This window comes from Alteromonas sp. MmMcT2-2 (assembly GCF_022348305.1).
GTDB classification, from domain to species: Bacteria; Pseudomonadota; Gammaproteobacteria; order Enterobacterales; family Alteromonadaceae; genus Alteromonas; species Alteromonas macleodii.
The window spans coordinates 1-26,846 of record NZ_JAKRFA010000024.1; the positions used below are offsets into that span (position 1 = coordinate 1).

A 26,846-nucleotide genomic window follows, 5' to 3' on the forward strand; every position below is an offset into this window, starting at 1 on the left:
AACTGGCGTCAGGCGATGAGTCGTTTTATTATCGAGTTCGAGGAACGCCTCGAAAAGCATATTAACTAATGGCAGTTACACAGAATCTGTTACAGGCTCTGTTATTACCAATCCGTGTGCACTTGTTATGTAAAACCTGACCTGAATGGTGAATTAAGAGCCGCTCACGCTCTTCGACATAGAAGCTTAAACCCTATGCGGCGGCACCTCTGTTCGCATAACCCTTACACCTATTAATTCAACTTCCCCAGTATATCGGTCCTCACCATTACTCGAGAACTCAAAGTTGAATACACTGTGCCAGTCTGGCTTACCATATTTAAACGAGAACCGAGTTTTTGCTCTTGCCACGCTCAACAACTGCAAACCATGTTTATCGCAGTATTGTTTTAGGTAAGCGTTTGTTCGTTCAGAAATAGCCCGTATGCGCCAAAACTGATAGCCAGTAAACCCAATAACCATCCACACCACTAACTCAAGTAACGTCATTTACTTTCTCGCTTGTGCAAACAATTGTTGAAATGCATTACTGAGAATCTGAGGGTTGGCTTTGGAATGCAGAAGTGTTAGCACTTGTCTGCGTAACTTCGGGATTTGAACTAAATCCGAAAAGAAGCCTGCGAATAAGGTGCCCTTATGACCCTCTTTTTCATCAACGTTTGCCGCCTGCTCTAAAAAGGCACTAAGCAGTAGTGGTTCCATTTGCTCGAAATGACGTGCTGCAATAACGCTTAAAATATCAAGTCTCTGCGACTTTTCGCTTTTTAATAGTTCGAGTAGTTTGTTGTTAATGGTCGGGTTAAAGGTACCCTCTGACGTGCCTCTTAACGCCGCTAAATTGATGTCGTCACTTTTATCTATCTCATCCAAATACGCCGCTAATAAATTTTCAGGCAGAGAAACGCTTTCACTCATTTCCATCAATGTGTTAAGGAAAACGTCCGAGTAAAGTGAGGTGTTGGTTTTAATTGCCTGCGCTAATACATCTTGTTTGGGGTGATGGCTTAGGCTATGTACAAAGTCGGCCACGCTCTGCATGGATATTTGCTGCCAATCAACAAGTTGCGGGGCTTGAACGTAGGCCTCAACTTTTTGCGCCTCTTCACTTAAAGGTTGGCTTAGGGTGCGTTTAACTAGTGCGTTAAATTGAGCAAGCTGCGATTGATTGGGAACAAACGAATAAGGATTGTCAGGCAGTGTTTGTGCGTTTTCAGTATCTTCAGCAACCGACTGACCTAGTGCATCAACAATAATCTCTAGAAAATGATTTCTTGCTGCGGCAACCACTAAGCCTTGCTCATCAAGCGGCAGTTTCACAAACCAAATATAGTGTTGCGTGGAGGCATTTTTATTCCAAAAGACGATGCCGAACCACGCATGCTGCTGACGAGGGTAGGGCGCGTAAGCACTGCCGTTTTCTATTTCTAGAAAGGTTTGACTATCGGTGGGTTCAAGGCGACGACCTAAATCAAAAACCTGATATTCAGTGCCTGCATGTAACAAAAACTCGCTGATAGAATTAATACCGTTAGCGCTCATAACTCGTTCCAAAATACTGCTTTAATCAAAATTTGCCAGGCTGTCACATCTATTCAAAGGGGCACATCGATGAGATACCGCCAACAAAGACGGGTAATGGTATCACAGCAGAAGAAATTCAACGATAAGACACGCGGACTTATGTTGACCTTTAGCCCCTGATATACTGCGCGCTTCGAAATAGAAGCGTTTTTGAATTGCGGAGAGGATGTGATTAAAACGAATAGCACTCATCACATAGCATTAAGTAAAGCATTGATACAATTAGAAACAGACATGTATCAGGATGGTATTTGGCCAAATGAAGAGCCTTCGGAACAAGACCTAAATAATGCTATGGAAAGTGCGGTTCCTTTTGCGGTCGACTGTTTAGCGTTTGAGAGTTGGTTGGCTTTTATTTTTATACCCAAAATGCGCATTTTGTTGAAACAGGAAATGCCTTTACCACCCATGCAAATTGCGCCCGCAGCAGAAATATATCTGTCATCGGCGCATCAGCGCACTCTGTCCCAGCTTCAAGTTATTGATAATATTGCCAATGGAGACATTGGGTGAGTAAACACAACGCACTATGCAGAACGATTTAAAAGGCCAATTAACTGTGCATTCAGATGAGCAAACAATAGGAAAGGTAGACGTTGGTGAGGAAGATAGCGTTAATGCTCTTCATTTACCTGTGCTGTACCAAGATGAACATATCATCGCGATTGAGAAGCCGCCTGGCCTACTAGTACACAGAAGCCCGATTGATAGACATGAAACGGTGTTCGCAGTACAGACACTTAGAGACCAAATAGGCCAGCACGTCTATCCTGCTCATCGTTTAGACCGACCCACTTCAGGTGTGCTGGTGTTTAGCTTTAGCTCAGAAATTGCAGCAAAGCTTGGACAGCAGATGATGGACAAGCAGGTAGTAAAAACGTATCACGCTATAGTTCGCGGTTTTGTGCATCACACAGGGTATATCGATTACGCCCTAAAATACCGCTACGACAAAATTGCAGACAAGCATAAGCGCCCGCAGCAGCCGCCACAACCTGCATCAACTATGTATCAGTCAGTGGCAAAGTTCGAAGTGCCTGAGCCTGTGGGCAAATACCAAAGTGCACGATATTCGCTAGTTAAGCTTTCTCCTAGTACCGGTCGCAAACATCAGCTTCGTCGGCACATGGTTCATATTCGTCACCCCATTATCGGCGACACGACTCACGGGGACGGTAAACAAAACAAATTCGCCAAGCAGCACTTTAATTTTAACAATTTGGCCTTAAGTTGTACTCAAATGGGCTTTTCTCATCCTATCACTGGAAAGTGGGTAACGATTAATTCACAGATGCACAGTGAAATGCGACTATGGCTCGAAAAATTAGCGCCGTTTTGCGTTTAGGTTGATAAAATAGTAAGAATTTCCGCCTGTCGACAAAGGCGACGATCATTGGTTTAAGAGGTAAAAATGGCAACATTGAAAATTATTGCGGGTACAGTTTACGGCAATGCGCAACACGTAGCTGAGCAGGTGGAAGAGAACTTAGCTGAACAGGGCGTGGATTGCTCACTTGAAAGCGACCCGTCGGTTGCAGATTTTACTGATGCTGACGCACTTTTGATCATTACCTCTACAACAGGGCAGGGCGATGTACCACCAAACCTTGAGTTTGTGTTTTCAGATCTGAAAGACGAATCGCCTATGCTAACCGGCAAGCCATTCGCGGTGGCAGCCCTAGGCGATAGCAGCTATGGCGAAAGTTTCTGTGGTGCAGGTAAACAGTTTCATGCGTTGCTTACCGAGCTACAAGGTAACGCAGTTGCCGATATGTTAGAGGTTGACGCGATTGAAACCCTAGAGCCCGAAAAAGACGTAGTTGAGTGGGTCAACACCATTAAAGACAAGCTGTTGGCTTAAGTCTTAGGAGTGTCCTGATTACGAAAAGAAAGAGGCGCATAAGCGCCTCTTTTAATTTGTGAGTCTTTCAGCATGTGGCTCGGCTAATTGAAATTAACCCGAGCCGTTAGCGATAAGCCAGAAGTACTGCTTATTCTACGCCGCGAAGTAGCGCGTTGATACCTACTTTCGCGCGGGTCTTCGCATCTACTTTCTTCACGATGATAGCGGCGTAAAGGCTGTATTTACCATCTGCGCTTGGCAGGTTGCCCGCCACTACTACTGAACCTGCTGGTACACGGCCATAGTGAACTTCACCGGTTTCGCGGTCATAAATACGAGTGCTCTGACCGATGTAAACGCCCATTGAGATAACAGAACCTTCTTCAACAATCACGCCTTCTACGATTTCAGAACGCGCGCCGATAAAGCAGTTATCTTCAATAATGGTGGGGTTAGCCTGAAGTGGTTCTAATACGCCGCCAATACCCACGCCACCTGAAAGGTGAACATTCTTACCAATTTGCGCGCACGAGCCTACTGTCGCCCATGTATCAACCATAGTACCTTCATCAACAAACGCACCAATGTTTACGTAAGAAGGCATAACAACCGCGTTCTTACCTACGAATGTACCCGTACGTACCGCTGCTGGTGGAACAATACGCGCGCCGTCAGCCGCAAACTGTTCAGCAGTATAGTTTGTATACTTAAGCGGTACTTTGTCATAAAATTTACTTTCGGCGCCTTCAATCACATCGTTGTTGTGAAGACGGAAGAAAAGTAGAACAGCTTTTTTAAGCCATTGATGTACTACCCATTCGCCAGCAATTTTTTCTGCAACGCGCGCTTTACCTGTGTTTAAAAGGTCAATAGCTTGTGCTACTGCATCTCTTACTTCATCAGGTGCAGATGAAGGGCTAATGCTATCGCGATTTTCGAAGGCGTCTTCAATGATGGCTTTCAATTCATTCATGGTATTGTGATATCTTCAAGTTGGTCGAGTTTGAACAGGATACGCTTTTTAAGGTTCACCTGTTGTTCTTGGGTTAATGCTTTGCCAGCCTCATTGCTGACGATAAAAATATCTTCGGCTCGCTCGCCAATGGTAGCAATTTTCGCAAGCTTAAGCGTCATATTAGTATCAACGAATGCGTGACCAATTTTAGCTAAAATGCCCGGAGCGTCTAGGGCTTCTAACTCAATAAGCGTGGCTTCATCGTTGATATTGAAAAAGCGTACCTTAGTAGGCACGTCAAGTTGTTTCATTTGCCGAGGCAATTTACGCTTATTTTCGTGCGAACGCCCCGGCTTTTCAAGTTGGGCAGAAATAGCATTTTCAATGGACGCAATGCGAGACTCTGAGCTTATACGACTGCCGTCATTTTCAAGAATAAGCATGCTATCGAACACATAGCCGTCTCTAGTTACGGTAACGTGGGCGTCGTGAATTGAACAGTTGCGACTGTCCAGCACTGACGCGACTTGCGCAAACAATGCTTTTCTATCTTTGCCGTAAACAAACACCTCAGTGCCACCTTTCGCACTGTTATCATTTGCTTTTACTAACAGACCATCGTGCTCTGGTGTAAGCCATTCATTCTGAGCTTTAATAATTTCGTCAGTATGCCACGCGATTTGAGTAGGCTTAAAGCGAACAAAGTAATCGTCGTCCAGGCGGGCCCACAATGCATCAATAGCAACAGGCTCAATAGCGCGCTCTTGCAAAATTTGCCTTGCTTGGTGTTTGTGAGTAGTTACTCGCTCGTTCAATGTTACTTGACACTGTAGTCCATTATCCAATGCCTTTTGCGTCATTAAATATAATTCGCGAAGTAAAGATGCTTTCCAGTCGTTCCAAAGATTGTCATTGGTGGCACGAATATCGGCAAGGGTGAGCGTATAAAGCAAATTAAGGTGATTGTGGCTTCTTACCGCGCCAGCAAACTCGCTTATAACGTCAGGGTCATAAATATCGCGGCGTTGGGCTACCACTGACATCAGTAGGTGGTTTTCTACAAGCCATGCAATCATTTCAGCATCGTCGCTGGGAACATCGTGTTGCTGACAGAACTTTGCTACATCTTGGGCGCCTAATGTGGAATGATCGCCATTTCTACCTTTGGCGATATCGTGGAAAATAGCAGCGATGTAAAGCACTTCTGGTTTATCAAGGTTTCTGCAAATTCTGCCGCAGCGTGGGAAGTCTTTATTTGCCTTTGAGAAAAAGTAGTTAACATGCTTCACTAATCGGTGAGTGTGTTCGTCCACCGTGTAGGCGTGAAACAGGTCGAACTGCATCATACCAACAATGGCATCCCATTCAGGAAGGTAAGCTTGTAAAATGCCGTATTGATGCATGATGTCCCATGCAAAATCAAAGAACTCAGGCTGTTTCATTAAGCGCATGAATTTTTCGCGGCACAGCGGGCGCTCAACATAGTATTCTGCTTCAAAAGCGCGGTGAGCGTTGCGCAGCTGACGTATGCAAATCGTACTGAGGCCTTGTACTTCTGGCGTGTTAGCCACCAAATGCAGAAAGTCCAAGATTGCTTCGGGAGAGGAGAACACGGTTTCGTGTCGTGGCGATATCATGTTATCGAGCAGTTCGAAATCTTCGTTTATGATCACGCTTTTCTGAACGCTTTGGTTCAGCATGTCGTACTTGAAGCGCTGAAGCAGCATTTGGTTTAGCTCAGACACCCGCGCCACGGTACGGAAAAAGTCCCGCATCATTTTCTCGACAGATGATTTGCCTTCTTCACCATATCCCATCATTTTTGCGACGTCAGGTTGGTAATCAAACAGCAGTCGGTTTTCGCTTCTGCCTGCAATCAGATGCAGTGCACAGCGCATTTTCCAAAGGTGCATGCGACAAGCAATTAACTCACTGTGCTCTTGCTCGGTAAAGTAGCCGTGGCCAACTAAGTTCCAGCCGTCGTATTCTTTAAAATGCTTTTTCGCGACCCAGCCAATAGACTGAATATCTCGCAAACACCCTGGGTTTTCTTTGATGTTAGGTTCAAGGTTATAAGCGGTACCGTTGAATTTGGCGTGGCGTTTTTTTTGCTCGTCATACTTGGCTGAGAAAAACGCTTTGCTCGACCATGAGTTTCGACCGTTAACTTCATCCCACAATTTATCAAAGGTGGCTTCGCTTCCACAAAGTAATCGGCTTTCCACTAAATTGGTTGCAATCGTAATATCGTCTTTTGCTAGCTTAACCGTTTCTTTAATAGTGCGAACTGACTGCCCAACATCTAATTTGATATCCCATAAAAGAGTGATGAACATGCCAATTTTTTCTTGTACATCGGGCTTAAGCTTCTTTTTACTAACTATGAGTAAATCGATGTCTGAATGAGGTTGCAGATGACCACGGCCGTAACCACCAACGGCGCAAAGCGATAATTCGTCGACGGTATCTAAACCATAAAGTTGCCAAAGGTGACAAAGCAACGCATCGACGAACTGTGCACGACCGGTAACGAGTTGATTAACCGGCGTAGCGTCGAAGGACTCCGTTATCCAGGCATAACTGGCTTCCACGCACGATTTAATGGCGGGGATTTCATCAACAGAGCTAATTGTGTCGATATTCTTTATCAGTGATTGCAGCGTCAAAATACACCTTTGAAATAGACTTCTTTTTAGACGCTAAGAACAATAGCATGAATTGCTAGTAGTTCGCAGTAGCAAATTAATGCATAAGTTAGGTTGAATTGTGAATATTTATGGTTTTTTGTTATAGGTGTGTAGCGCAGTAAATATGAGGGGAGTGCGAACACGATGCCGAACTTTGATAGTTGGAATTTGAGCTAACGAGCCAATAAAAAAGCAGCCGCGAATTCAACGGCTGCTTTGCATAATTCGATAGACTCAATCTTCTGAAATCATATTTTTAACGCGATTATTCGAAACGTTATCAATATTGTCGAAGTCGATTTATCCGTGAGAAATGATGCGTTCCAAGGTTTCTTCTTCGCGAAGCGTAAGAATCTCAACGCCGGTTTCAGTGACCAATAGGGTGTGCTCCCATTGAGCGCTTAAACTTCTGTCTTTAGTTACCACAGTCCATTGGTCTGGTAGCACTTTTGAGTAGCGCTTGCCTGCGTTGACCATAGGCTCGATGGTAAAGCACATACCTGGCTCTAACACATCACCTGTACCTGGCTTACCGTAGTGAACAATTTGTGGTTCTTCGTGGAAACTAGCGCCAATACCGTGGCCGCAGTATTCACGAACTATTGAATAGTTATGCGCTTCTGCGTGGGTTTGACAAATATGACCGATATCGCCAAGGCGCATACCCGGTTTCACTTGCTCAATAGCTTTATATAAGCATTCTTGGGTAACGCGAATTAGGCGCTCTGCAAGGATAGAAGGCTTACCCACCACAAACATCTTTGACGTATCGCCATGATAGCCATCTTTAATAACTGTGACGTCGATATTAATGATGTCGCCGTCTTTCAGTTTCTTATCAGAAGGAATACCGTGGCAAATACAGTGGTTTACTGACGTGCAGATAGATTTAGGAAAAGGCGGGTGGCCGTAGTTTAAAGGCGCAGGTACCGCTTTTTGCTCATTTACAATATAGTCGTGGCAAATAGTATTTAGCTCATCAGTGGTAACGCCTTTCTTTACGTAAGGCCCTATCATAGTAAGCACTTCGGCTGCCAATTTACCGGCTACGCGCATTTTTTCGATTTCTTCTGGGGTTTTGATAATAGCTGTCACAGCGCCTCTCAAATCGTTTGAAACTAGTTTGATGAAGAATTTTGATTACTTACGCATTATAACACTATTCAGGTCAATCTTAGTAAGGTTTTGATATTGCGGGATTTTATCTGGTAAGGGCTGAGGTGGAAAGCGAGCTCATTAAGGGTTCTATACTTTCTTTTACCTAAATACTTCAGTTTGTCGCTTTTTACCCTCAAAACTTGAGGCTTAGATGGGATTGTGGTATAAAGCGCGCGCCCTGACGGAAAGCTCATTTTGCCACGTGCATTTGGCACCGTTTTAGAGGGTAAATTTATTTTATTAAAACACACATATACCGACACTTCGTATCGGGGTGTTCAGTTCAATTTAGGTTGGCCTGAATCGATACAAGGGGTATATGGAGGCCTAACCCCAAGAGGAAAATAAAATGGCTAATGTTTCTATGCGTGACATGCTGAAAGCAGGTGTGCATTTCGGTCACCAAACTCGTTACTGGAACCCAAAGATGAAGCCTTTCATCTTCGGCGCTCGTAACAAAGTTCATATCATCAACCTTGAAAAAACGGTTCCACTTTTCAACAACGCACTTAACTACCTTTCAGGTGTTGCGTCTAAGAAAGGTAAAATCCTTTTCGTTGGTACTAAGCGCGCAGCTGGCGAAGCAGTTAAAGATGCTGCTCTTAAGTGCGACCAGTACTACGTAAATAAGCGTTGGTTAGGTGGTATGCTGACTAACTGGAAAACAGTACGTCAGTCAATCAAGCGTCTTAAAGATCTTGAGCAGCAAAGCCAAGACGGTACGTTTGAGAAGCTAACTAAGAAAGAAGCACTTATGCTTCAGCGCGAAATGGACAAGCTTGAAAACAGCCTTGGCGGTATCAAAGACATGGGCGGTCTTCCAGACGCGATCTTTGTTATCGACGCAGATCACGAGCACATTGCTGTAACAGAAGCTCGTAACCTAGGTATTCCTGTTGTTGGTGTTGTTGATACTAACTCTAACCCAGACGGTGTTGATTACATCATCCCTGGTAACGACGATGCTATCCGCGCTATCCAACTTTACTTGGATGCTGCTGCAAACGCTATCAACTCAGGTCGCGAAAGCAACCTTGAAGTACAAGCTGAGCAAGACGACTTCGTAGAAGCAGCAGAGTAATTCTGATTGCTTACTGTCATATCTTAATAATATGGCAGTACTACAATACGAAACGTATTGAGAGGGGCGACATCGCCCCTTTTACCTAACGAATTTATATTTAATGCTGAGGAATTGAAAAATGGCAGTGACTGCAGCACTAGTTAAAGAACTGCGCGAACGTACTGGCGCAGGTATGCTGGATTGTAAAAAAGCCCTGGTTGAAACGGATGGTGACATTGAGTTAGCCATTGAAAACATGCGTAAATCAGGCCAAGCGAAAGCGGCTAAAAAAGCAGGCCGTATCGCAGCTGAAGGTGTAATCCTTACTAAGGTTGAAGCAGGTCGTGCGACTATGCTTGAACTTAACTGTGAAACTGACTTCGTAGCACGTGACGAAGGTTTCCTTAAGTTCGGTAACGAGCTACTAGAAGTAGCTGCTGCTAACAACATCAACGACATCGACGCGCTTAACGATGCAGAACTTAACGGTTCTAAAGTAAGCGAAGTTCGTGACGCACTTGTTGCTAAAATCGGCGAAAACATCTCTCCTCGTCGCGTTATCAACGTTGAAGGCGATACACTAGGCGCGTATGTACACGGCGGCCGTATTGGTGTTATCTCTATTCTTACTGGCGGTGACGAAGAGCTAGCGAAAGACGTTGCAATGCACGTTGCAGCTGCAAGCCCGCAGTTCGTTAAGCCTGAAAACGTTCCAGCAGAAGTTGTTGAGAAAGAGAAAGAAATCCAAATCGAAATCGCTATCCAGTCTGGTAAGCCAGCTGATATCGCTGAGAAAATGGTTGCAGGCCGCATGAAGAAGTTCACTGGCGAAGTGAGCTTGACTGGTCAGCCTTTCGTTAAAGATCCTTCAATCTCTGTTGCTGAGCTTCTTAAGAACAACAGCGCAGACGTAATCAACTTCGTACGTTTCGAAGTTGGTGAAGGTATCGAGAAGAAGACTGAAGACTTCGCTGCTGAAGTAGCTGCTCAAATGGCTGCTGCTAAGAAATAATTGAGTGTTTATCTTTTGCATTAAGCAATAGTTAGATAAACTACAAAGCACCTCTTAGGAGGTGCTTTTTTATAGCTGAACGTCTTTAGTGTTGCCATTGCAATGCGTAAGTGTGAAGCTAGGCGAGATTAAGTACGCGCCTGCCTGACAAACGAAAGCGCTTTGTCCTATGTTTTTTACATCAGTGGCTTGTTGAAAGACATAGGACAAAACGGGTTTACGAGGACAATTCAAACTATGAGTATCACACCAAAATCAGCATACCGACGCATTTTGTTAAAGCTTAGTGGTGAAGCCCTAATGGGGGCGGAAGGCTTTGGCATAGACCCTAAAGTGCTAGATAGAATGGCGCAAGAAATTAAAGAGCTGGTTGAACTTGGTGTTCAAGTTGGTCTTGTTATCGGTGGTGGTAACTTGTTCCGTGGCGAAGGCTTAGCAAAAGCGGGAATGAACCGCGTTGTTGGCGATCACATGGGAATGCTGGCTACCGTAATGAATGGCTTAGCCATGCGCGATGCGCTTCATCGTGCATTTGTAAATGCGCGAATGATGTCAGCAATACCGCTAAACGGTGTTTGCGATGCCTACAACTGGGCAGAAGCCATTAGCCTTCTTAAGTCAGGCCGTGTTGTTATCTTCTCTGCCGGTACAGGCAACCCTTTCTTCACCACAGACTCAGCGGCTTGTTTACGCGGTATCGAAATTGAAGCCGATGCGGTATTGAAAGCGACAAAAGTTGATGGTGTTTATAGTGATGATCCGGTGAAAAACCCAGAAGCAACGCTTTACGAAGAACTGACTTATCAAGAAGTACTAGAAAAAGAACTTAAAGTGATGGACTTGTCAGCGTTTACTTTGGCGCGCGATCACAGCTTGCCAATTCGCGTATTCAACATGAATAAGCCAGGTTGCCTGAAGCGTGTTGTGATGGGCGAAAAAGAAGGTACTGTTATTCGCCACGCTGACAACGATTAATTAAGAACAATAGGATACAAATCGTGATTGATGAAATTGAATTAGATGCGCAAGAGCGCATGGAAAAAAGCCTAGTTTCTCTTAAGGGCCAATTCAGCAAAATCCGCACAGGTCGTGCGCATCCAAGCTTTCTAGATGGCATCATGGTACCTTATTACGGCGTAGACACGCCGCTAAAGCAAGTGGCTAACGTCGTAGCAGAAGACAGTCGTACCCTAGCGTTAACTGTGTTTGATAAAAGCGCCATTCAAGCGGTAGAAAAAGCCATTATGCAGTCTGATTTGGGTTTAAACCCAATGAGTGCAGGTGGTTCAATTCGTATTCCACTTCCTCCTCTTACTGAAGAGCGTCGTAAAGACCTTATCCGCGTTGTTCGCAATGAAGCGGAAGGTGGTCGTGTCGCTATCCGTAACATCCGTCGTGACGCGAACGGTGACATCAAAGATCTTCTTAAAGAAAAAGAAATCAGTGAAGATGAGAGCCGCGCTGCTGAAGAGAACATTCAATCTATTACTAACGATTTCATTAAGAAAGTTGACAGCATGCTTGCTGACAAAGAAAAAGAACTAATGGAAGTATAAGTAAGTATTATGATTGGAAAGCGTTTAAGCGCAGCCAAATCGACAAAAGCAGAGGTGCCAGCAGAATCTGCTGGCCCGAAGCATGTTGCAATCATTATGGATGGCAATGGTCGATGGGCGCAAAAGAAAGGGAAAATTCGTACCTTTGGTCATAAAGCCGGGGTAGAGTCTGTTCGTTCTGTTGTGCGCTTTGCACGTCAAAACGGTATTGAATCACTTACGCTATTCGCGTTTTCAAGTGAGAACTGGAAACGTCCTGAGGAAGAAGTCAGTGTCTTAATGGAGCTGTTCAATCTTGTCCTCAATAGCGAAGCAAAAAGACTACACAAAAATGGTGTACGTCTACAGGTTATTGGTGATGTTGAGGCGTTTGATGCCAAGCTTGTCGAAAAAATTCGTAAAGCTGAAGACATGACCAAAGACAACAAAGATTTGGTCTTGAATATCGCCGCAAATTACGGTGGTAGATGGGACATTGTAAACGCGGCTAAGCAGCTTGCTACGCAAGTGAAAAGCGGCGAACTTGATGTGGAAAGCATCTGTGAAGACGCACTGAATGCGCACATTTCAACAGCTAACCTTCCTGAGTTAGACCTTCTTATTCGCACAGGTGGCGAACACCGTATTAGCAACTTCTTGCTGTGGCAATGTGCCTATGCAGAGTTGTACTTTACCGACGTACTATGGCCCGACTTCAACGAAGACGTGTTTCAATTGGCCGTAGACGATTTTAACGTTCGCCAACGTCGCTTCGGTTTAACCGGTGAACAGGTAGTCACAGCCGATGGTTAACACCATACAGGCAATTATCAGGCTTGCCCTGGTAACGATAGCCAAGGGCAAATTATGCTAAAACAACGAATAATAACTGCATTAATCCTCGCGCCACTGGCGCTTTACGCTATTCTTTTTCTTCCTATTTTTTGGTTTGAAATAGCCATTGCTGGTGTTGTCGGCATTGGCGCTTATGAATGGGCGAATATGTCGGGCGTATGTGAACGTCCTAAAAAGCTCATTTATATGGCAGGTGCCTTTGCCATATGTATAGCTTTGTCTCTTATTGTTGATGCCAGCACGATTTGGTATCAAGGCCAATTACATGGTTTATACCGTGCCATATTAACGGTTGCCGTATTATGGTGGATAGCGTCTTTATTTATGGTGCTAGCCTATCCCAAATATTCCAAGTTCTGGAAAGACAGTCGCAGCGTTAGAACCTTATTTGGGGCACTTACGCTTATACCCACATGGGTAGCGGTTGTTGCGCTTCGTACGAGCTTGCACGATGTTGATCCTTTCTACGGCGCTTCACTCATCTTCTATGTGCTGGGGATTGTTTGGGCTGCAGATATAGGTGCATTCTTTGTTGGCGTGAAATTCGGACGCCATAAGCTACGCCCTAACGTATCGCCAGGTAAAAGTTTAGAAGGCTTGTTAGGCGGTATTGCAGCTTCATTCGCTATTATCGCTTTTGCGGCCCTTCACTATCAGGTAGAGCCTTCGCGTATTTGGCTTCACCTTGCTATTGGCGGTATTACGGTGGCTGTTTCCGCCCTTGGCGATTTAAACGAAAGCATGCTTAAGCGTTGTGCGGGCATTAAAGACAGCGGCAAAATTCTCCCTGGACACGGTGGTGTACTCGATAGAATCGACAGCTTAACCGCGGCATTCCCTGTTTTTGCGTTCTGCTATGTAACCTGGATGGCGTAATGCAAACAGTAACAGTGTTAGGGGCCACAGGCTCCATTGGTTGTAATACACTCGACGTAATAAACCGCCACCCAGACAAATATCGCGTATTTGCTATTACTGGCAACTCACAGCTTGAATTGCTTATGGAGCAGGCTCAAAAGTGCGCGCCGCGCTATGTGGTAATTGCAGATGACGCTCACTACAAACTAGCCTGTGAGTTAGCATCTCAGTACGGTGTTGATGCAGAGATCCTCGCTGGCGCTAAGGCGCTGGAAGAAGTATCGAGCGCGCCTGAAGTTGATGCTGTAATGGCAGCCATTGTGGGTGCAGCAGGGCTTTTACCCACACTGGCGGCAGTAAAGGCGGGTAAACGGGTTTTGCTTGCCAATAAAGAAGCGTTAGTCATGTCTGGTGCTTTATTTATCGAGGCTGCGAACCAAAGCGGCGCTGAAATTCTTCCTATTGACAGCGAACACAACGCCATATTCCAGTGCCTACCGCACGATTATGAATACGGTAACTTTGCCGCATCCGGCATTCGTAAAATTCTCTTAACGGGTTCTGGTGGTCCGTTTAGAGAAAGACCGCTTGATAGCTTCTCGTCAATTACAATCGATGAAGCCAGTACACACCCTAACTGGTCGATGGGCAGAAAAATTACAATCGATTCTGCAACTATGATGAACAAGGGGCTGGAGTTCATTGAAGCCTGTTGGTTGTTCGGTGCTGGTGCAGATGATATTGATGTGGTTATTCACCCGCAAAGTATTATTCATTCTATGGTGCAATATGTTGATGGCTCGGTGATCGCACAAATGGGTAACCCTGACATGCGTACCCCTATTGCCTATGGTTTGGCGCATCCTGAGCGAATCGAAGCGGGCGTTACGCCGCTCGACTTTTCTGACATTGGCAATTTCAGTTTTCAAACCCCTTGCTTTAAACGTTATCCGAATTTGAAGCTGGCTATTGATGCGTGTAAAGAAGGGCAATGTGCAACAACGCGAGTGAATGCGTCAAATGAAGTGGCAGTCGAGGCCTTTCTAGAAGGCAAAATTCAGTTTTGCGATATTGCTAAAGTAAATGACGCCACGCTTAATGCTCTGCCCAATGTGTCGGTGAATTCTATTCAGCAAATACTAGAGCAAGACAGCCTTGCAAGAACAAAGGCTAACGAGATTATTCGAGGTAAATTCCAGTGCTAGCATTTTTATGGAGCCTTGGTGCATTCATTGTAGCCCTAGGTATTTTGGTTGCCGTACATGAATGGGGACACTTTTATGTGGCTCGTAAATGCGGTGTACAGGTAGAGCGCTTCTCAATTGGTTTTGGAAAGCCTATATGGCGTAAAACAAGTAAATCAGGCACAGAATATGTCATCGCTATGATCCCATTAGGTGGATACGTGCGCATGCTCGATGGACGCATTGACGACGTACCGCCGGAGTTAGAAGATAAAGCCTTCAACAATAAACCCGTATTGCAGCGCATGGCGGTTATTGCGGCAGGTCCTGGCGTTAACTTTATTTTTGCGTTTTTCGCATTGTGGTTGATGTATTTAGTAGGCTTGGAAACCGTGAAACCTGTGGTTAAAAGCGTTGAACCAGAGAGCATCGCTGCACTAGCTGGTGTGCAAGCGGGTGATGAAATCATCAAAGTAGGCGACAGGGTTACGCCTGATTGGGAAGCGGTAAACCTGGAAATAGTCTCTAATATTGGCGCCGAAAAAGCCAATGTTACGGTTAAAAATTCGTCAAATGTTGAAAAAGAACTGACTTTTACACTGGGTTCTTGGAACTTTGACCCAGATAGCGAGTCTCCTTTAAGCAGCTTAGGGTTAACCCCTTATCGTCCAGATGCAACGTTAACCGTTGGGTTTGTAGGTGAAGGAAGCGCGGCTCAGCAAGCGGGTTTAAAACCCGGTGATGAGCTTCTTGCATTAAATGGCGCTAAGTTGTCATCGTGGGAGCGATTAGTTGACGTTATTGTTGAAAGTCCCGGCGAGAATATCTCGCTTGATATACAAAGGGATGGACAACAACTGACGTTAGATGCCACGATAGCGCGCCGCGATACACCACAAGGGCAAAGTGGATATCTCGGTGTAAGCCCAACATTTGAGCCTTGGCCAGAAGGGTATGTGTTTACGCATCAATATGGCATTATAGAGGCTATTGGGAAGGCGCTAGATAAAACATGGCGTCTTATGACACTCAGTGTCGAAATGATAGGTAAGCTCATCACGGGCGACGTGTCAGTGAAGAATTTGAGTGGGCCTATCTCAATTGCTCAAGGTGCGGGAACAAGTGCTGGGTATGGACTTGCGTACTTTTTGAGTTTTCTTGCCTTAATAAGCGTAAATTTAGGCATAATAAATTTATTACCCTTGCCCATGCTTGACGGTGGTCACCTCATGTTTTTTATCGTGGAGTGGATCACAGGCAAACCTGTGCCTGAAGCGGTGCAGGAATGGGGTTACAGAATAGGTGGCGTGCTTCTGTTTATGATCATGGGTATCGCAATTTTTAACGATATCGCTCGCATAACCTGATACAAATCAGGAAGTACAAAACAGCTAATACAAAACGCGGCCAGGAAAAGAAAAATAGATGAAGTTAAAACAGTTAGTAGCAGCCGGAGCCATTCTTTCCAGTGCTAGCTTTGCCAATGCTGCGGCGCAAGACAGTGAATTTGTCGTTGAAGACATTCGCGTAGAAGGTTTGCAACGAGTTGCACTTGGTGCAGCCTTAACCTACTTGCCCGTTCAAGTTGGCGACGAGCTTAATACATTCAGGGTAACGCAGCTTATTCGCTCGTTGTACTCTTCAACTCACTTTGAAAATGTTGAAATTCTCCGTGATGGCAATACGCTTGTCGTGCGTGTCGCTGAGCGTCCTACCATTAGTAATATCATCTTTGAAGGCAACGATGATATTAAAGATGAGCAACTTCAGGAAAGCTTAGACGGAAACGGCGTTCGTATTGGTGAGCCGCTCGATAAGACCGTACTAACCTCTATCGAGAATGGCCTGAAAGACTTCTTTTACAGCATAGGTAAATATAATGCTGACGTGACGGCTATTATAACGCCGCTACCGCGTAACCGTGTTGACTTGAAATTACTTTTCGAAGAGGGCGACGCGGCTGAAATTGAACAAATCAATATTGTAGGTAACGAAATCTTCTCAGACGAAGAGCTGATGGAGGCTTTCGAGCTGCAATACGATACGCCTTGGTGGGATTTCCTGTCGGAAACTCGCTACCAGCAGCAAACGCTGCAAGGGGATATGGAAACGCTGCGTAACCATTACTTAAACCGTGGTTACCTTCGCTTTAATGTTGACTCTACCCAAGTATCAATGACACCCGAAAAGTCGGGCATCTACATTGCTATGAATGTAACCGAAGGTGAGCAGTACACTATTTCAGAAGTTGAATTAGTAGGTGATGTACTTGGCCATGAAGAATATATTGAGCGCGTGCTTCCGCTGACAGAAGGTGAGCTATATAACCAAGCCGAAGTAACCTATACAGAAGAGTTCATCAGTAAATATCTTGGTCGTTTCGGATATGCTTATCCAACGGTTACTACCGTTCCTGAAATTAATGACGAAGACAAAACAGTTAAGTTGACGTTATCTGTTGATCCGGGCAAGCGTATTTATGTTAACCGCATTAAATTTAACGGCAACGTAGTAACTGCCGATAGTGTTCTGCGTCAAAATGTCAGCCAGATGGAAGGCACGTGGCTTTCAAATAACTTGCTAGAGTCTTCCAAGAACCAGCTTTCTCGACTTACTTATATGGAAGAAGTAGAGTATGAAACTGTACGTATTCCTGGCTCTGAAGATAAGGTTGACGTTAATTATAACGTTAAAGAGCAGCCTTCTGGCTCATTTAATGCGGGTATCGGCTATGGTGACAGAACCAAGTTAAGCCTACAGGCGGGTATCCAGCAAGATAACTTCTTGGGTACAGGTAAACGAGTTGGCCTTAACCTAAGCACAGTTTCATATCAGCGCAGCGCACAGATTACTTATAACGATCCTTACTTCACGATTGACGGGATTAGCTTGGGTGGTAGTTTAGGTTACAGTGAGTTTGACGGCTCAGACTTTAACGTTATCCAGTACAATTCTAAGCGTTGGTCAATTGGTGCGAATGTTGGTTATCCAATAAACGAATTCAACCGCATTAATTTTGGCTTAACCTATAGTAACGTTGAGCTATACAACCGTGGTTACTACGAGCAAACTGAGCAGTTTTATAACCAGTTTACGAACGGTGAAGACCCAGATGCAGCGATTAAATACGATAGTTACCTGGCAAGCATAAGCTGGAGTCGAAGTACGCTAAACCGTGGTTTGTTCCCAACGGCGGGTTCATCTCAACGAGCTTCATTTAGCATTACCACACCAAACTCAGATGTTAACTATTTTAAAACGGTATTTGACGGTAAGTGGTACTTCCCATTATCTCGTAACCAGCGCTGGTCTTTCCTAGCGCGCGTACGTCTTGGCTACGGGAATGGTTACGGTGATATTAACGGCAATGAGCAAATATTACCGTTTACAGAGAACTTTACAGCAGGTGGTTCTGATTCACTACGAGGATTCGAGAATAACACGGTAGGTCCTCGCGGTGTATTCCTAGGCAATACGGGTACTATAGTTGGGCCTGATGGTGAAGTGTTCCCAGGCGATCCAGCTGATGCGCAGCTGTCTTGGTCAACGCGAAGCCTAGGTGGTAACGCGATGGCACTTGGCGGTATCGAGCTTATTGTTCCTACGCCATTTGTTGAAGAAGAAATGGATAACTCAGTTCGTACAAGTTTGTTTGTGGATGTGGGTAACGTGTGGGATACTGAGTTCGACTATGACTATTACCGTCAGTTTGACATAGCATCTACACAACGCGGTGAGCTATTGGACTATTCTGATTGGAGCCTGTATCGTAGCTCGGCAGGTATATCGGTCCAATGGGTATCACCAATGGGACCGATGGTATTCAGCTTCTCGAAAGCGATACAGCAACGTGATGGTGACGATGCGAGATTCTTCACTTTCAACATTGGTCAAACTTTCTAAGACATTAAAGCGAGCGCGTTTTTAGGCGCGCTCTATAATAAGATTCACAAAAGGAGTTCCCTTTGAAACAGTTGGTTAAACATATCGTTGCAGGAGCAATGTTGGGTAGCGCTTTAGTTAGTACATCTGTAATGGCTGAGCAGAAAGTTGCAGTTGTCGATGTGCAAGGTATTTTCCAAGCGATGCCTCAAGCGGCTGAAATTCAAAACGCTATTCAGGCTGAATTTAAAGATCAGCTTGAAGAAGTGAATCAACTGCAGCGTGATGGTCAGTTCTACGCAGAACGTCTTCAGCGCGACGCAGCGACAATGAGCGATGCAGAGAAGAAAGAACTAGAACAAAAAATCTTGTCAGTACGTGAAGAGCTAGCTAAGAAAGGTCAACCTTTGCAGCAAAACATTCAACGTCGCAGCAACGAAGAGCGCAACAAGCTTCTTGGACTAATCAAGCAAGCTATTGACTCTGTTGCAGCAAAGCAAGGTTATGACCTAGTGCTTAACGCTGGTGCGGTTGCGTTTGCAAAAGAAGAGCACGACTTATCTGAGCAAGTTCTTCAGCAAGTAAGCAAAACTAACTAATAACTGCACTAGTCAGTTGTAAAATTTATCAGACCAACTCCCCAAAGGTGTTGGTCTGATTTGTTTTTTGCGCTTAACAGCGTATGGTTGCCGCCGTTTTTAGTTTTTACGGCGAGTTTGACCAGAATGCCAATCAATCATCTGTATTGGTATAAAATAGTTGTAGGTCATGCTTGTATACAGGAGAAAGTTTTTGGCCAATTCACTTAATACCATCGAAATTCAGGAAATATTGGAACTGTTACCTCATCGGTATCCATTCCTACTTGTTGATCGTGTAACAGACTATGTTCTGGGTGAGTCTGTAAAGGCTTATAAGAATATCACTATCAATGAGCCGTGTTTCATGGGGCACTTCCCTGAACAGCCAATTTTCCCAGGTGTATTAATTCTTGAAGCTATGGCACAAGCTGCCGGTGTTTTAGGATTTAAGACAATGGGTAGCAATGATAAGTTATACTTGTATGCAGGGATTGATAACGCACGCTTTAAGCGTCCTGTTGTTCCAGGTGACAGGCTTGAGTTTGATGTTGCTCTAGTTAAAGAGCGCAGAGGGATTTGGAAATTTAAAGGCACTGCAAGCGTTGATGGCGATATCGCTTGTGTTGCAGAGTTTATGTGTGCGATGAGAGAGATAGCTTAACGTGATCCATCCAACTGCGGTAATTTCAGAAAGTGCAACGATTGGTGAAAATGTCACCATTGGTCCATTTTGTGTGGTAGACGACAATGTCACCATAGGCGATGGCTGTATTCTGAAATCACATGTGGTGGTACGCGGCCCAACGCGTATCGGTAAAAACAATAAATTTTATCAGTTTTCTTCAATTGGTGAAGACTGCCAAGATAAGAAGTATGCGGGCGAGCCTACTGAACTTGTCATCGGTGACGATAATGAGTTTAGGGAAGGGGTAACCGTTCACCGAGGCACTATTCAAGACAACAGCATTACTATAATTGGTTCTCGCTGTTTATTTATGGCCAACTCTCATGTTGCCCATGATTGTGTCCTTGGCAACGACATTATTATTGCAAACAGTGTTGCGATTGCAGGCCATGTTCACATGGACGACCACGTCATTGTTGGCGGTGCCGCAGGTATTCACCAGTTCTGTAAGATTGGAGCCCATTCGTTCTTGGGGGCTGGCGGCATTATTCTGCGCGACGTGCCTCCCTTTGTTATGGTCAGCGGCCAGAAAAATATTCCTCAGGGTATTAATTCTGAAGGACTTAAGCGTCGTGGCTTCAGCAAAGAAGAAGTTATGGCCATTAAACGCGCTTACAAAGCAATATACCGTGAAGGCAATACCGTAGACGAAGCCATTGAAAAACTTGCCGATCCCGCACAGGAGTTCCCTGGTGTGGCCCTTATGGTGAAGTTCTTACAAGACTCTGAGCGAGGCATTATTCGCTAATTATGTCTACGCCTATCCGTATCGGCATGGTTGCCGGAGAGCCCTCTGGTGACGTGCTTGCCGCCGGAATGGTTGCAGAGTTAAAACGCCAATACCCTGATGCTGTTATCGAAGGTATTGGCGGTCCAAATATGATAAACGCGGGTTTTCATAGTCTTTTCGATATGGAAACCTTGTCGGTTATGGGACTTGTTGAAGTTCTCTCCCATCTACCTGCCATCTTGAAAGTTAAAAAGCAGCTTCTTGCTCACTTCGAGCAAAATCCGCCAGATATTTTTGTGGGTATTGATGCGCCTGATTTTAATCTAAGAGTAGAAAAAGCGCTTAAAGCACGCGGTATCAAAACCATGCACTATGTGAGTCCTACTGTGTGGGCGTGGCGTGAAAAGCGCATCCATAAAATAGCGAAAGCGACTAATCGTGTGTTGGGTTTATTTCCTTTCGAGCAGCAGGTTTACGATAAATACCACGTTCCCTATACCTTTGTGGGACACACAATGGCTGACGCTATAGCAATTGAGCCCGACCAAAATGCGGCGCGCCAAGAATTAGGTGTAGATGGTAATGCTTCCGTATTGGCTGTACTTCCAGGCTCACGCAGAGGCGAAGTAGAAACGCTACTTCCAGTATTTCTGGAGACCATAGAAGCTATTCATGCTAAACGCAGCGACATTCAATTTCTTATCCCTGCTGCTAACGAACATCGTCTTACGCAAATAAAGGCACTCTTGCTGGAAGCCAATAAGGCAGAGGAACGTTTACCCATTCAGGTAACGCAAGGCACATCGCGAGATGCGATGATAGCTAGCGATGTTATCTTGCTTGCTTCAGGCACGGCTACCTTAGAGGCCATGTTATGTAAGCGCCCCATGGTGGCCGCTTATTTACTCGCACCGCTTACATATAAAATTATGCAGCGCTTGTATAAAGCGCCTTTCTTCACGTTGCCAAATCTATTGGCTAATGAAGCTATTATTCCTGAATTACTACAAGAAGAAGTAAATGCAGAGAATATGAGCAATCAGCTACTCAACTTCTTCGAAAGTGATAATTCAGCCCTTATTTCCCGTTTCACCGACCTCCACCATACGCTAAAATGCAACGCTGATAAAACAGCAGCAAAAGCTGTCGTGGAGGAATTGTTTGCATAAGTTAATTGCCGGCGTTGATGAAGTAGGTCGTGGCCCGTTAGTTGGTGATGTGGTCACCGCCGCGGTCATTCTTGACCCTGAAAACCCCATTGAAGGGCTAACCGACTCTAAAAAACTGAGTGAAAAAAAGCGCGTAGCGCTTGCCCAAGAAATTCGTGAAAAAGCACTCTACTGGAATATCGGTAGAGCGAGCCCAGAAGAAATAGACAAACTTAATATACTGCACGCTACCATGCTCGCCATGATCCGCGCCGTCGAAGGTTTACCTGTAAAACCTGACTTTGTGCGTGTAGACGGCAACCGGGTTCCGGCGTGGAACTATGAGTCTGAAGCGGTAGTGAAAGGCGATAGCCTGCACGCAGAAATTTCAGCGGCTTCCATTATTGCCAAAGTAGAGCGAGATAACGATATGCTTTCGCTTCACCAGGCCTATCCGCAATATAACTTTGCCGGGCACAAAGGTTACCCCACAAAAGCACACTTTGAAGCCATCGCTGAATATGGCATCTTGGATTGCTATCGAAAAAGTTTTAAACCTGTAAAAGCGCTACTCGAAGAGAAATAACATCATGTCATCGCCATTTATTCATTTACGTGTTCACAGCGACTTTTCGATGATGGACGGCCTGAATAAGGTTAAACCTATTCTAGGTAAAGTGGCCGCGCTTGGCATGCCTGCCGTGGCGATCACCGACCAAATGAATATGTGTGGCTTGGTAAAGTTTTATTCCGAGGCACATAACTTAGGTATTAAGCCCATCATCGGCACTGATTTTTGGGTTACTAATGAAGTCTTTGGCGATGAACCTTTCAGACTAACCCTTATTGCAATGAACAATGAGGGATATAAGAACATTACTATTCTTATCTCCAAGGCCTATCTTCGCGGGCATCTCTCACACCGAGCGGTCATTGATCAAGAATGGTTGGCAGAGCACAGTGAAGGTGTGATTATATTATCGGGTGCACAGCATGGTGATGTTGGTGTGGGTTTAATGAAAAACAACGCCAAAATTCTCGACAGTGCCCTCGAGTTTTATAAAACTCATTTTCCCGACCGCTTTTATTTAGAGCTTATTAGAACCGGTAGACAAGGTGAGGAAGACTACTTGCACCTTGCCGTTGAGCTTGCTGAGCAGCGTGATTTACCCGTGGTAGCCACCAATGAAGTGTGCTTTATTGATCGTGAAGGTTTTGATGCTCACGAAATTCGTGTATGTATTCACGATGGCTACACGCTTGATGATAACCGCCGCCCTAAACGCTACAGCGACCAGCAATATCTGCGCACTGCTGAAGAAATGGCTGAGTTATTTAGCGATATTCCTGAAGCCATAGAAAATACGGTTGAAATTGCCAAGCGCTGTAACGTTACCGTACGGTTAAACGAATATTTCTTGCCACAGTTTCCAACTGGCGGCATGACCACCGAAGACTTCTTGGTTAAAGTGTCTGAAGAAGGGTTGGAAGAACGTCTAGAATTTTTATTCCCCGATGAAGAAGTGCGCAAAGCCAAACGCCCAGAGTACGATGACCGACTTCGCGTTGAGCTTGAAGTTATCAACCAAATGGGTTTCCCAGGCTACTTCCTTATTGTAATGGAGTTCATTCAGTGGAGTAAGGATAACGGAATTCCTGTAGGGCCAGGGCGGGGTTCTGGTGCGGGCTCATTGGTGGCGTATGCCTTAAAAATTACCGACCTAGACCCGCTTGAATTCGACTTGCTATTCGAACGTTTCTTGAACCCAGAGCGTGTATCCATGCCCGACTTCGACGTCGACTTCTGTATGGATAGACGAGACGAGGTAATCGACCACGTTGCTGAGCTTTACGGGCGTCAGGCGGTATCGCAGATCATTACATTCGGTACTATGGCGGCAAAAGCGGTAGTGCGCGACGTGGGCCGCGTGCTTGGTCACCCTTACGGCTTTGTAGACAGAATTTCAAAGCTTATTCCACCCGATCCTGGCATGACGCTTGAAAAGGCGTTTAAAGCAGAACCACAGCTACCAGAAGTGTATGAAAGCGATGAGGAAGTGAAAGACCTTATCGATATGGCGCGAATACTTGAAGGGGTTACCCGAAATGCCGGTAAGCACGCTGGTGGTGTTGTTATTGCGCCAACCACAATCACTGATTTCTCGCCTTTGTATTGTGATGACGAAGGTAAAAACCCCGTAACCCAGTTCGACAAAAACGACGTTGAAACGGCGGGCTTAGTAAAATTCGACTTCTTAGGTCTTCGTACGCTGACTATTATTCAGTGGGCAATAGATATGATCAAAGAAGGGAAGAACGTTGATGTAGATATCAGCGCTATTCCGCTTGAAGATCCTAAGAGTTTCAGAACCCTTCAAAACGCTGAGACAACTGCGGTATTCCAGCTGGAATCTCGTGGTATGAAAGAGCTAATTAAGCGCCTTAAACCTGACTGCTTCGAAGATATTATCGCACTGGTGGCCCTGTTCCGTCCGGGCCCGTTGCAATCAGGCATGGTGGATAACTTTATTGATCGTAAGCACGGACGTGAAGAAATTTCCTACCCCGATGCTGAATATCAGCACGAGTGCTTGAAAGAAATTCTAGAGCCTACCTATGGCATTATCTTGTATCAGGAACAGGTAATGCAGATAGCCCAGGAAATGGCGGGCTACTCACTGGGCGGCGCTGACTTGCTTCGTCGTGCTATGGGTAAGAAAAAGCCTGAAGAAATGGCGAAGCAGCGCGGCACGTTCGCCGAAGGTGCGAAGGGCAATAATATTGACCCGGACCTTGCGATGAAAATCTTCGACTTGGTAGAAAAGTTCGCGGGTTACGGTTTTAACAAATCTCACTCTGCCGCTTATGCCTTGGTGTCTTACCAAACCCTGTGGCTGAAAGTGCATTATCCTGCGGAATTCATGGCTGCGGTAATGTCGGCAGATATGGATAACACCGATAAAATCGTGACGCTTGTCGATGAATGTGAGCGCATGGGCATCGAAATACTGCCGCCAGATTTAAATGCAGGTAAATACAAATTTACCGTCGATAGCGAAGGTCGCATTGTTTACGGTATCGGTGCGATTAAAGGGGTAGGTGAAGGCCCAATTGAAGCGATTATTGAAGCGCGGGAGACCCAAGGGGCATTTAAGGATCTATTTGATTTCTGCGCCAAGATAGACATTAAACGGGTAAACAAGCGAGTGCTAGAAAAGCTAGTATTAGCGGGGGCAATGGACAACTTAGGTCCGCATCGCGCCAGCCTTATGGCGAGCTTACCCGAAGCCCTTGCCGCCGCTGGACAGCATGCAAAAGCCGAGTCTTTTGGTCAGTCAGACATGTTTGGCCTACTGACTACCGAGCCAGAAGACGTGAAGCAAGCGTTTGCCGATGTCCCTGAGTGGCCTGAAAAAGTATGGCTAGAAGGTGAAAAAGACACCCTAGGCTTGTACTTAACCGGCCACCCCATCAATCAGTACGCGGAAGAACTGCGTTACTACACCGACGGTCGATTAGTTGATTTAAAACCAACCAATAAAGACCAAATGGCCAGTGCAGTAGGACTGGTGCTTGGCGTGCGTGTTATGACGAACAAGCGGGGTCGTCGCTGGGCCATAGTGACACTGGATGATAAGAGTGCCAGAATAGACGTACGCTTCTTCCCCGATATGTACGAACAGTTCGAAAGTGTGTTAGAAACTGACAGAATATTGCTTATAAAGGGACAGGTCAGCTTTGATGATTTCTCTGGGGGCAATACAATCACCGCCCGTGATGTAATGGACATTGTTCAGGCACGAGAGAAAAACGCGAGAGCGCTGGCACTTAATATTGATACCCAGCTGCTTGAACCGAAGAAAATGAGTCAGATGCAATCTATCCTGCAGGCATTTAACGGCGGAAGTTGTCCTGTTCAGTTAGCGGTAACCCATCCAGACGCTGAAGTAATCTTAGCGTGTGGTGCAAGATGGTACGTTACCCCTGAAGACCAACTTTTGCACGATCTCAAACAATGTTTGGGAGACAAAGCCGTTTCAATTCTCTACCATTAAGGGTAAGAGTTCGATAGATTGGACATCTCGCGTTTGCATAGACGAGCGTAGTACGAATAGGACATGAAATGAGTATACAGTTTTTGGACTTTGAACAGCCAATAGCCGAACTAGAAGCAAAAATTGAAGAGCTTAGGTTGGTGAATCAAGGTGGCGAGTTTGACGTTGGTATTGAAGAAGAAATCAATAAGCTTCGCGGTAAAAGCGCAGAGCTGACCAAAAAGATCTTTTCTGATCTTGGCGCATGGCAAGTATCTCAACTTGCACGTCACCCAATGCGTCCATACACGTTAGATTACATTCCTCGTATTTTTACAGAATTCGACGAGCTTGCTGGTGATCGCGCATTTGCTGACGATAAAGCGATTGTTGGTGGCCCAGCAATGCTAGATGATCAGCCGGTGATGATTATTGGTCATCAGAAAGGGCGTGACACCAACGAAAAAATTAAGCGTAACTTCGGTATGCCTAAACCAGAAGGTTACCGTAAAGCCCTGCGTCTTATGAAGATGGCTGAGCGCTTTAACATGCCTATCATCACTTTTATCGATACGCCGGGAGCGTATCCAGGTGTTGGAGCTGAAGAGCGCGGCCAAAGTGAAGCAATCGCGAAAAATTTATTCGAAATGGCTGAGCTTACTGTTCCAATCGTGTGTACCGTAATCGGTGAAGGTGGTTCAGGTGGCGCGCTAGCAATTGGTGTTGGCGATCGTGTTAATATGCTTCAATATTCTACGTACTCGGTGATTTCACCAGAAGGTTGTGCGTCTATTCTGTGGAAAAGCGCAGAAAAAGCCCCACTCGCTGCTGAAGCGATGGGCGTAAGTGCGCCACAAATTAAAGAGCTAGGCCTGATTAACAGTATTGTTGAAGAGCCATTAGGTGGTGCGCATCGCGATCATAATGGCATGGCGGCTAATTTGAAGGCGGTCATTAAGCAGCAGCTTAACCAGCTTAAAGAGCTAGATAAGACTAAATTGATGGAAGAGCGTTACCAGCGTTTGATGTCGTTCGGTTATTGCTAAGCTCATTAT

The 26,846-nt window shown here is 45.3% G+C and carries 24 protein-coding genes; 19 read left to right on the forward strand and 5 right to left on the reverse strand.

Annotation, left to right across the window (positions count from 1 at the left end):
• Positions 1 to 186: 186 nt before the first annotated feature.
• Entirely contained in the window at positions 187 to 489 is a 303-nt protein-coding gene (locus tag MHM99_RS13930) for a DUF3301 domain-containing protein (protein ID WP_014948544.1), read from the reverse strand.
• Positions 490 to 1,539 (reverse strand): DUF3549 family protein, encoded by a 1,050-nt coding sequence (locus MHM99_RS13935; RefSeq protein ID WP_239219863.1) that lies wholly within the window; start codon positions 1,537 to 1,539, stop codon positions 490 to 492.
• Between the two features lie 210 nt (positions 1,540 to 1,749).
• On the opposite strand from MHM99_RS13935, the gene MHM99_RS13940 reads away from it, so the two are divergent.
• The 3 genes from MHM99_RS13940 to MHM99_RS13950 all read left to right on the forward strand — a co-directional run bounded on the left by MHM99_RS13940 (position 1,750) and on the right by MHM99_RS13950 (position 3,442).
• On the forward strand, positions 1,750 to 2,094 hold the full coding sequence (locus tag MHM99_RS13940) for a YqcC family protein (protein ID WP_231506420.1): 345 nt from the start codon (positions 1,750 to 1,752) through the stop codon (positions 2,092 to 2,094).
• A gap of 16 nt (positions 2,095 to 2,110) precedes the next feature.
• A complete protein-coding gene (gene truC / locus MHM99_RS13945) occupies positions 2,111 to 2,926 on the forward strand; it encodes a tRNA pseudouridine(65) synthase TruC (RefSeq protein ID WP_239219865.1) in 816 nt (271 codons plus the stop codon).
• A gap of 66 nt (positions 2,927 to 2,992) precedes the next feature.
• Positions 2,993 to 3,442, forward strand: coding sequence for a flavodoxin domain-containing protein (locus tag MHM99_RS13950; RefSeq protein ID WP_039223258.1), 450 nt, complete (start codon positions 2,993 to 2,995; stop codon positions 3,440 to 3,442).
• A gap of 130 nt (positions 3,443 to 3,572) precedes the next feature.
• Here MHM99_RS13950 and dapD read toward each other — a convergent pair whose 3' ends face one another.
• From dapD to map, 3 genes are all read right to left on the reverse strand, one after another.
• Positions 3,573 to 4,397 carry a 2,3,4,5-tetrahydropyridine-2,6-dicarboxylate N-succinyltransferase gene (dapD, locus tag MHM99_RS13955; RefSeq protein WP_014948549.1) on the reverse strand — a complete coding sequence of 275 codons (825 nt, stop codon included), beginning with the start codon at positions 4,395 to 4,397 and terminating at the stop codon, positions 3,573 to 3,575.
• Positions 4,394 to 7,045, reverse strand: coding sequence for a [protein-PII] uridylyltransferase (gene glnD / locus MHM99_RS13960; RefSeq protein WP_049585981.1), 2,652 nt, complete (start codon positions 7,043 to 7,045; stop codon positions 4,394 to 4,396). The genes dapD and glnD overlap by 4 nt, the downstream gene beginning before the upstream one ends.
• A gap of 321 nt (positions 7,046 to 7,366) precedes the next feature.
• Entirely contained in the window at positions 7,367 to 8,161 is a 795-nt protein-coding gene (gene map / locus MHM99_RS13965; RefSeq protein WP_014948551.1) for a type I methionyl aminopeptidase, read from the reverse strand.
• A 412-nt stretch (positions 8,162 to 8,573) separates the two neighbouring features.
• Between map and rpsB the strand changes: the two genes are divergently transcribed.
• The 16 genes from rpsB to accA all read left to right on the forward strand — a co-directional run bounded on the left by rpsB (position 8,574) and on the right by accA (position 26,837).
• Entirely contained in the window at positions 8,574 to 9,305 is a 732-nt protein-coding gene (gene rpsB, locus MHM99_RS13970; protein WP_014948552.1) for a 30S ribosomal protein S2, read from the forward strand.
• A gap of 121 nt (positions 9,306 to 9,426) precedes the next feature.
• Positions 9,427 to 10,299 carry a translation elongation factor Ts gene (gene tsf / locus MHM99_RS13975; protein ID WP_014978551.1) on the forward strand — a complete coding sequence of 291 codons (873 nt, stop codon included), beginning with the start codon at positions 9,427 to 9,429 and terminating at the stop codon, positions 10,297 to 10,299.
• Positions 10,300 to 10,536: 237 nt separating this feature from the next.
• On the forward strand, positions 10,537 to 11,274 hold the full coding sequence (gene pyrH / locus MHM99_RS13980; RefSeq protein ID WP_014948554.1) for a UMP kinase: 738 nt from the start codon (positions 10,537 to 10,539) through the stop codon (positions 11,272 to 11,274).
• 23 nt (positions 11,275 to 11,297) lie between these two features.
• On the forward strand, positions 11,298 to 11,855 hold the full coding sequence (frr, locus tag MHM99_RS13985; protein ID WP_239219867.1) for a ribosome recycling factor: 558 nt from the start codon (positions 11,298 to 11,300) through the stop codon (positions 11,853 to 11,855).
• A 9-nt stretch (positions 11,856 to 11,864) separates the two neighbouring features.
• The gene (uppS, locus tag MHM99_RS13990; RefSeq protein WP_014948556.1) at positions 11,865 to 12,647 is read left to right on the forward strand and encodes a polyprenyl diphosphate synthase; all 783 of its coding nucleotides are present in this window, start codon (positions 11,865 to 11,867) and stop codon (positions 12,645 to 12,647) included.
• A gap of 54 nt (positions 12,648 to 12,701) precedes the next feature.
• A complete protein-coding gene (locus MHM99_RS13995; protein WP_014948557.1) occupies positions 12,702 to 13,565 on the forward strand; it encodes a phosphatidate cytidylyltransferase in 864 nt (287 codons plus the stop codon).
• The gene (ispC, locus tag MHM99_RS14000; protein ID WP_239219869.1) at positions 13,565 to 14,752 is read left to right on the forward strand and encodes a 1-deoxy-D-xylulose-5-phosphate reductoisomerase; all 1,188 of its coding nucleotides are present in this window, start codon (positions 13,565 to 13,567) and stop codon (positions 14,750 to 14,752) included. Before MHM99_RS13995 ends, ispC begins: the two co-directional genes overlap by 1 nt.
• Positions 14,746 to 16,098, forward strand: coding sequence for a sigma E protease regulator RseP (gene rseP / locus MHM99_RS14005; RefSeq protein WP_049585985.1), 1,353 nt, complete (start codon positions 14,746 to 14,748; stop codon positions 16,096 to 16,098). The genes ispC and rseP overlap by 7 nt, the downstream gene beginning before the upstream one ends.
• A gap of 58 nt (positions 16,099 to 16,156) precedes the next feature.
• A complete protein-coding gene (gene bamA, locus MHM99_RS14010; RefSeq protein ID WP_049585986.1) occupies positions 16,157 to 18,634 on the forward strand; it encodes an outer membrane protein assembly factor BamA in 2,478 nt (825 codons plus the stop codon).
• A gap of 62 nt (positions 18,635 to 18,696) precedes the next feature.
• On the forward strand, positions 18,697 to 19,212 hold the full coding sequence (locus tag MHM99_RS14015) for an OmpH family outer membrane protein (protein WP_014948561.1): 516 nt from the start codon (positions 18,697 to 18,699) through the stop codon (positions 19,210 to 19,212).
• Positions 19,213 to 19,405: 193 nt separating this feature from the next.
• Complete coding sequence (fabZ, locus tag MHM99_RS14020) at positions 19,406 to 19,855, forward strand: 3-hydroxyacyl-ACP dehydratase FabZ (RefSeq protein WP_156077995.1); 450 nt, start codon at positions 19,406 to 19,408, stop codon at positions 19,853 to 19,855.
• A gap of 1 nt (position 19,856) precedes the next feature.
• Positions 19,857 to 20,627 carry an acyl-ACP--UDP-N-acetylglucosamine O-acyltransferase gene (gene lpxA / locus MHM99_RS14025; protein ID WP_156077996.1) on the forward strand — a complete coding sequence of 257 codons (771 nt, stop codon included), beginning with the start codon at positions 19,857 to 19,859 and terminating at the stop codon, positions 20,625 to 20,627.
• A gap of 2 nt (positions 20,628 to 20,629) precedes the next feature.
• Positions 20,630 to 21,778, forward strand: a complete 1,149-nt coding sequence (gene lpxB / locus MHM99_RS14030; RefSeq protein ID WP_156077997.1) for a lipid-A-disaccharide synthase — start codon at positions 20,630 to 20,632, stop codon at positions 21,776 to 21,778.
• Positions 21,771 to 22,343 (forward strand): ribonuclease HII, encoded by a 573-nt coding sequence (rnhB, locus tag MHM99_RS14035; RefSeq protein ID WP_156077998.1) that lies wholly within the window; start codon positions 21,771 to 21,773, stop codon positions 22,341 to 22,343. The genes lpxB and rnhB overlap by 8 nt, the downstream gene beginning before the upstream one ends.
• Before the next feature lie 4 nt (positions 22,344 to 22,347).
• Positions 22,348 to 25,812 (forward strand): DNA polymerase III subunit alpha, encoded by a 3,465-nt coding sequence (gene dnaE, locus MHM99_RS14040; protein WP_239219871.1) that lies wholly within the window; start codon positions 22,348 to 22,350, stop codon positions 25,810 to 25,812.
• A 68-nt stretch (positions 25,813 to 25,880) separates the two neighbouring features.
• Entirely contained in the window at positions 25,881 to 26,837 is a 957-nt protein-coding gene (gene accA / locus MHM99_RS14045) for an acetyl-CoA carboxylase carboxyl transferase subunit alpha (protein WP_014948567.1), read from the forward strand.
• The last annotated feature ends 9 nt before the right edge of the window (positions 26,838 to 26,846 follow it).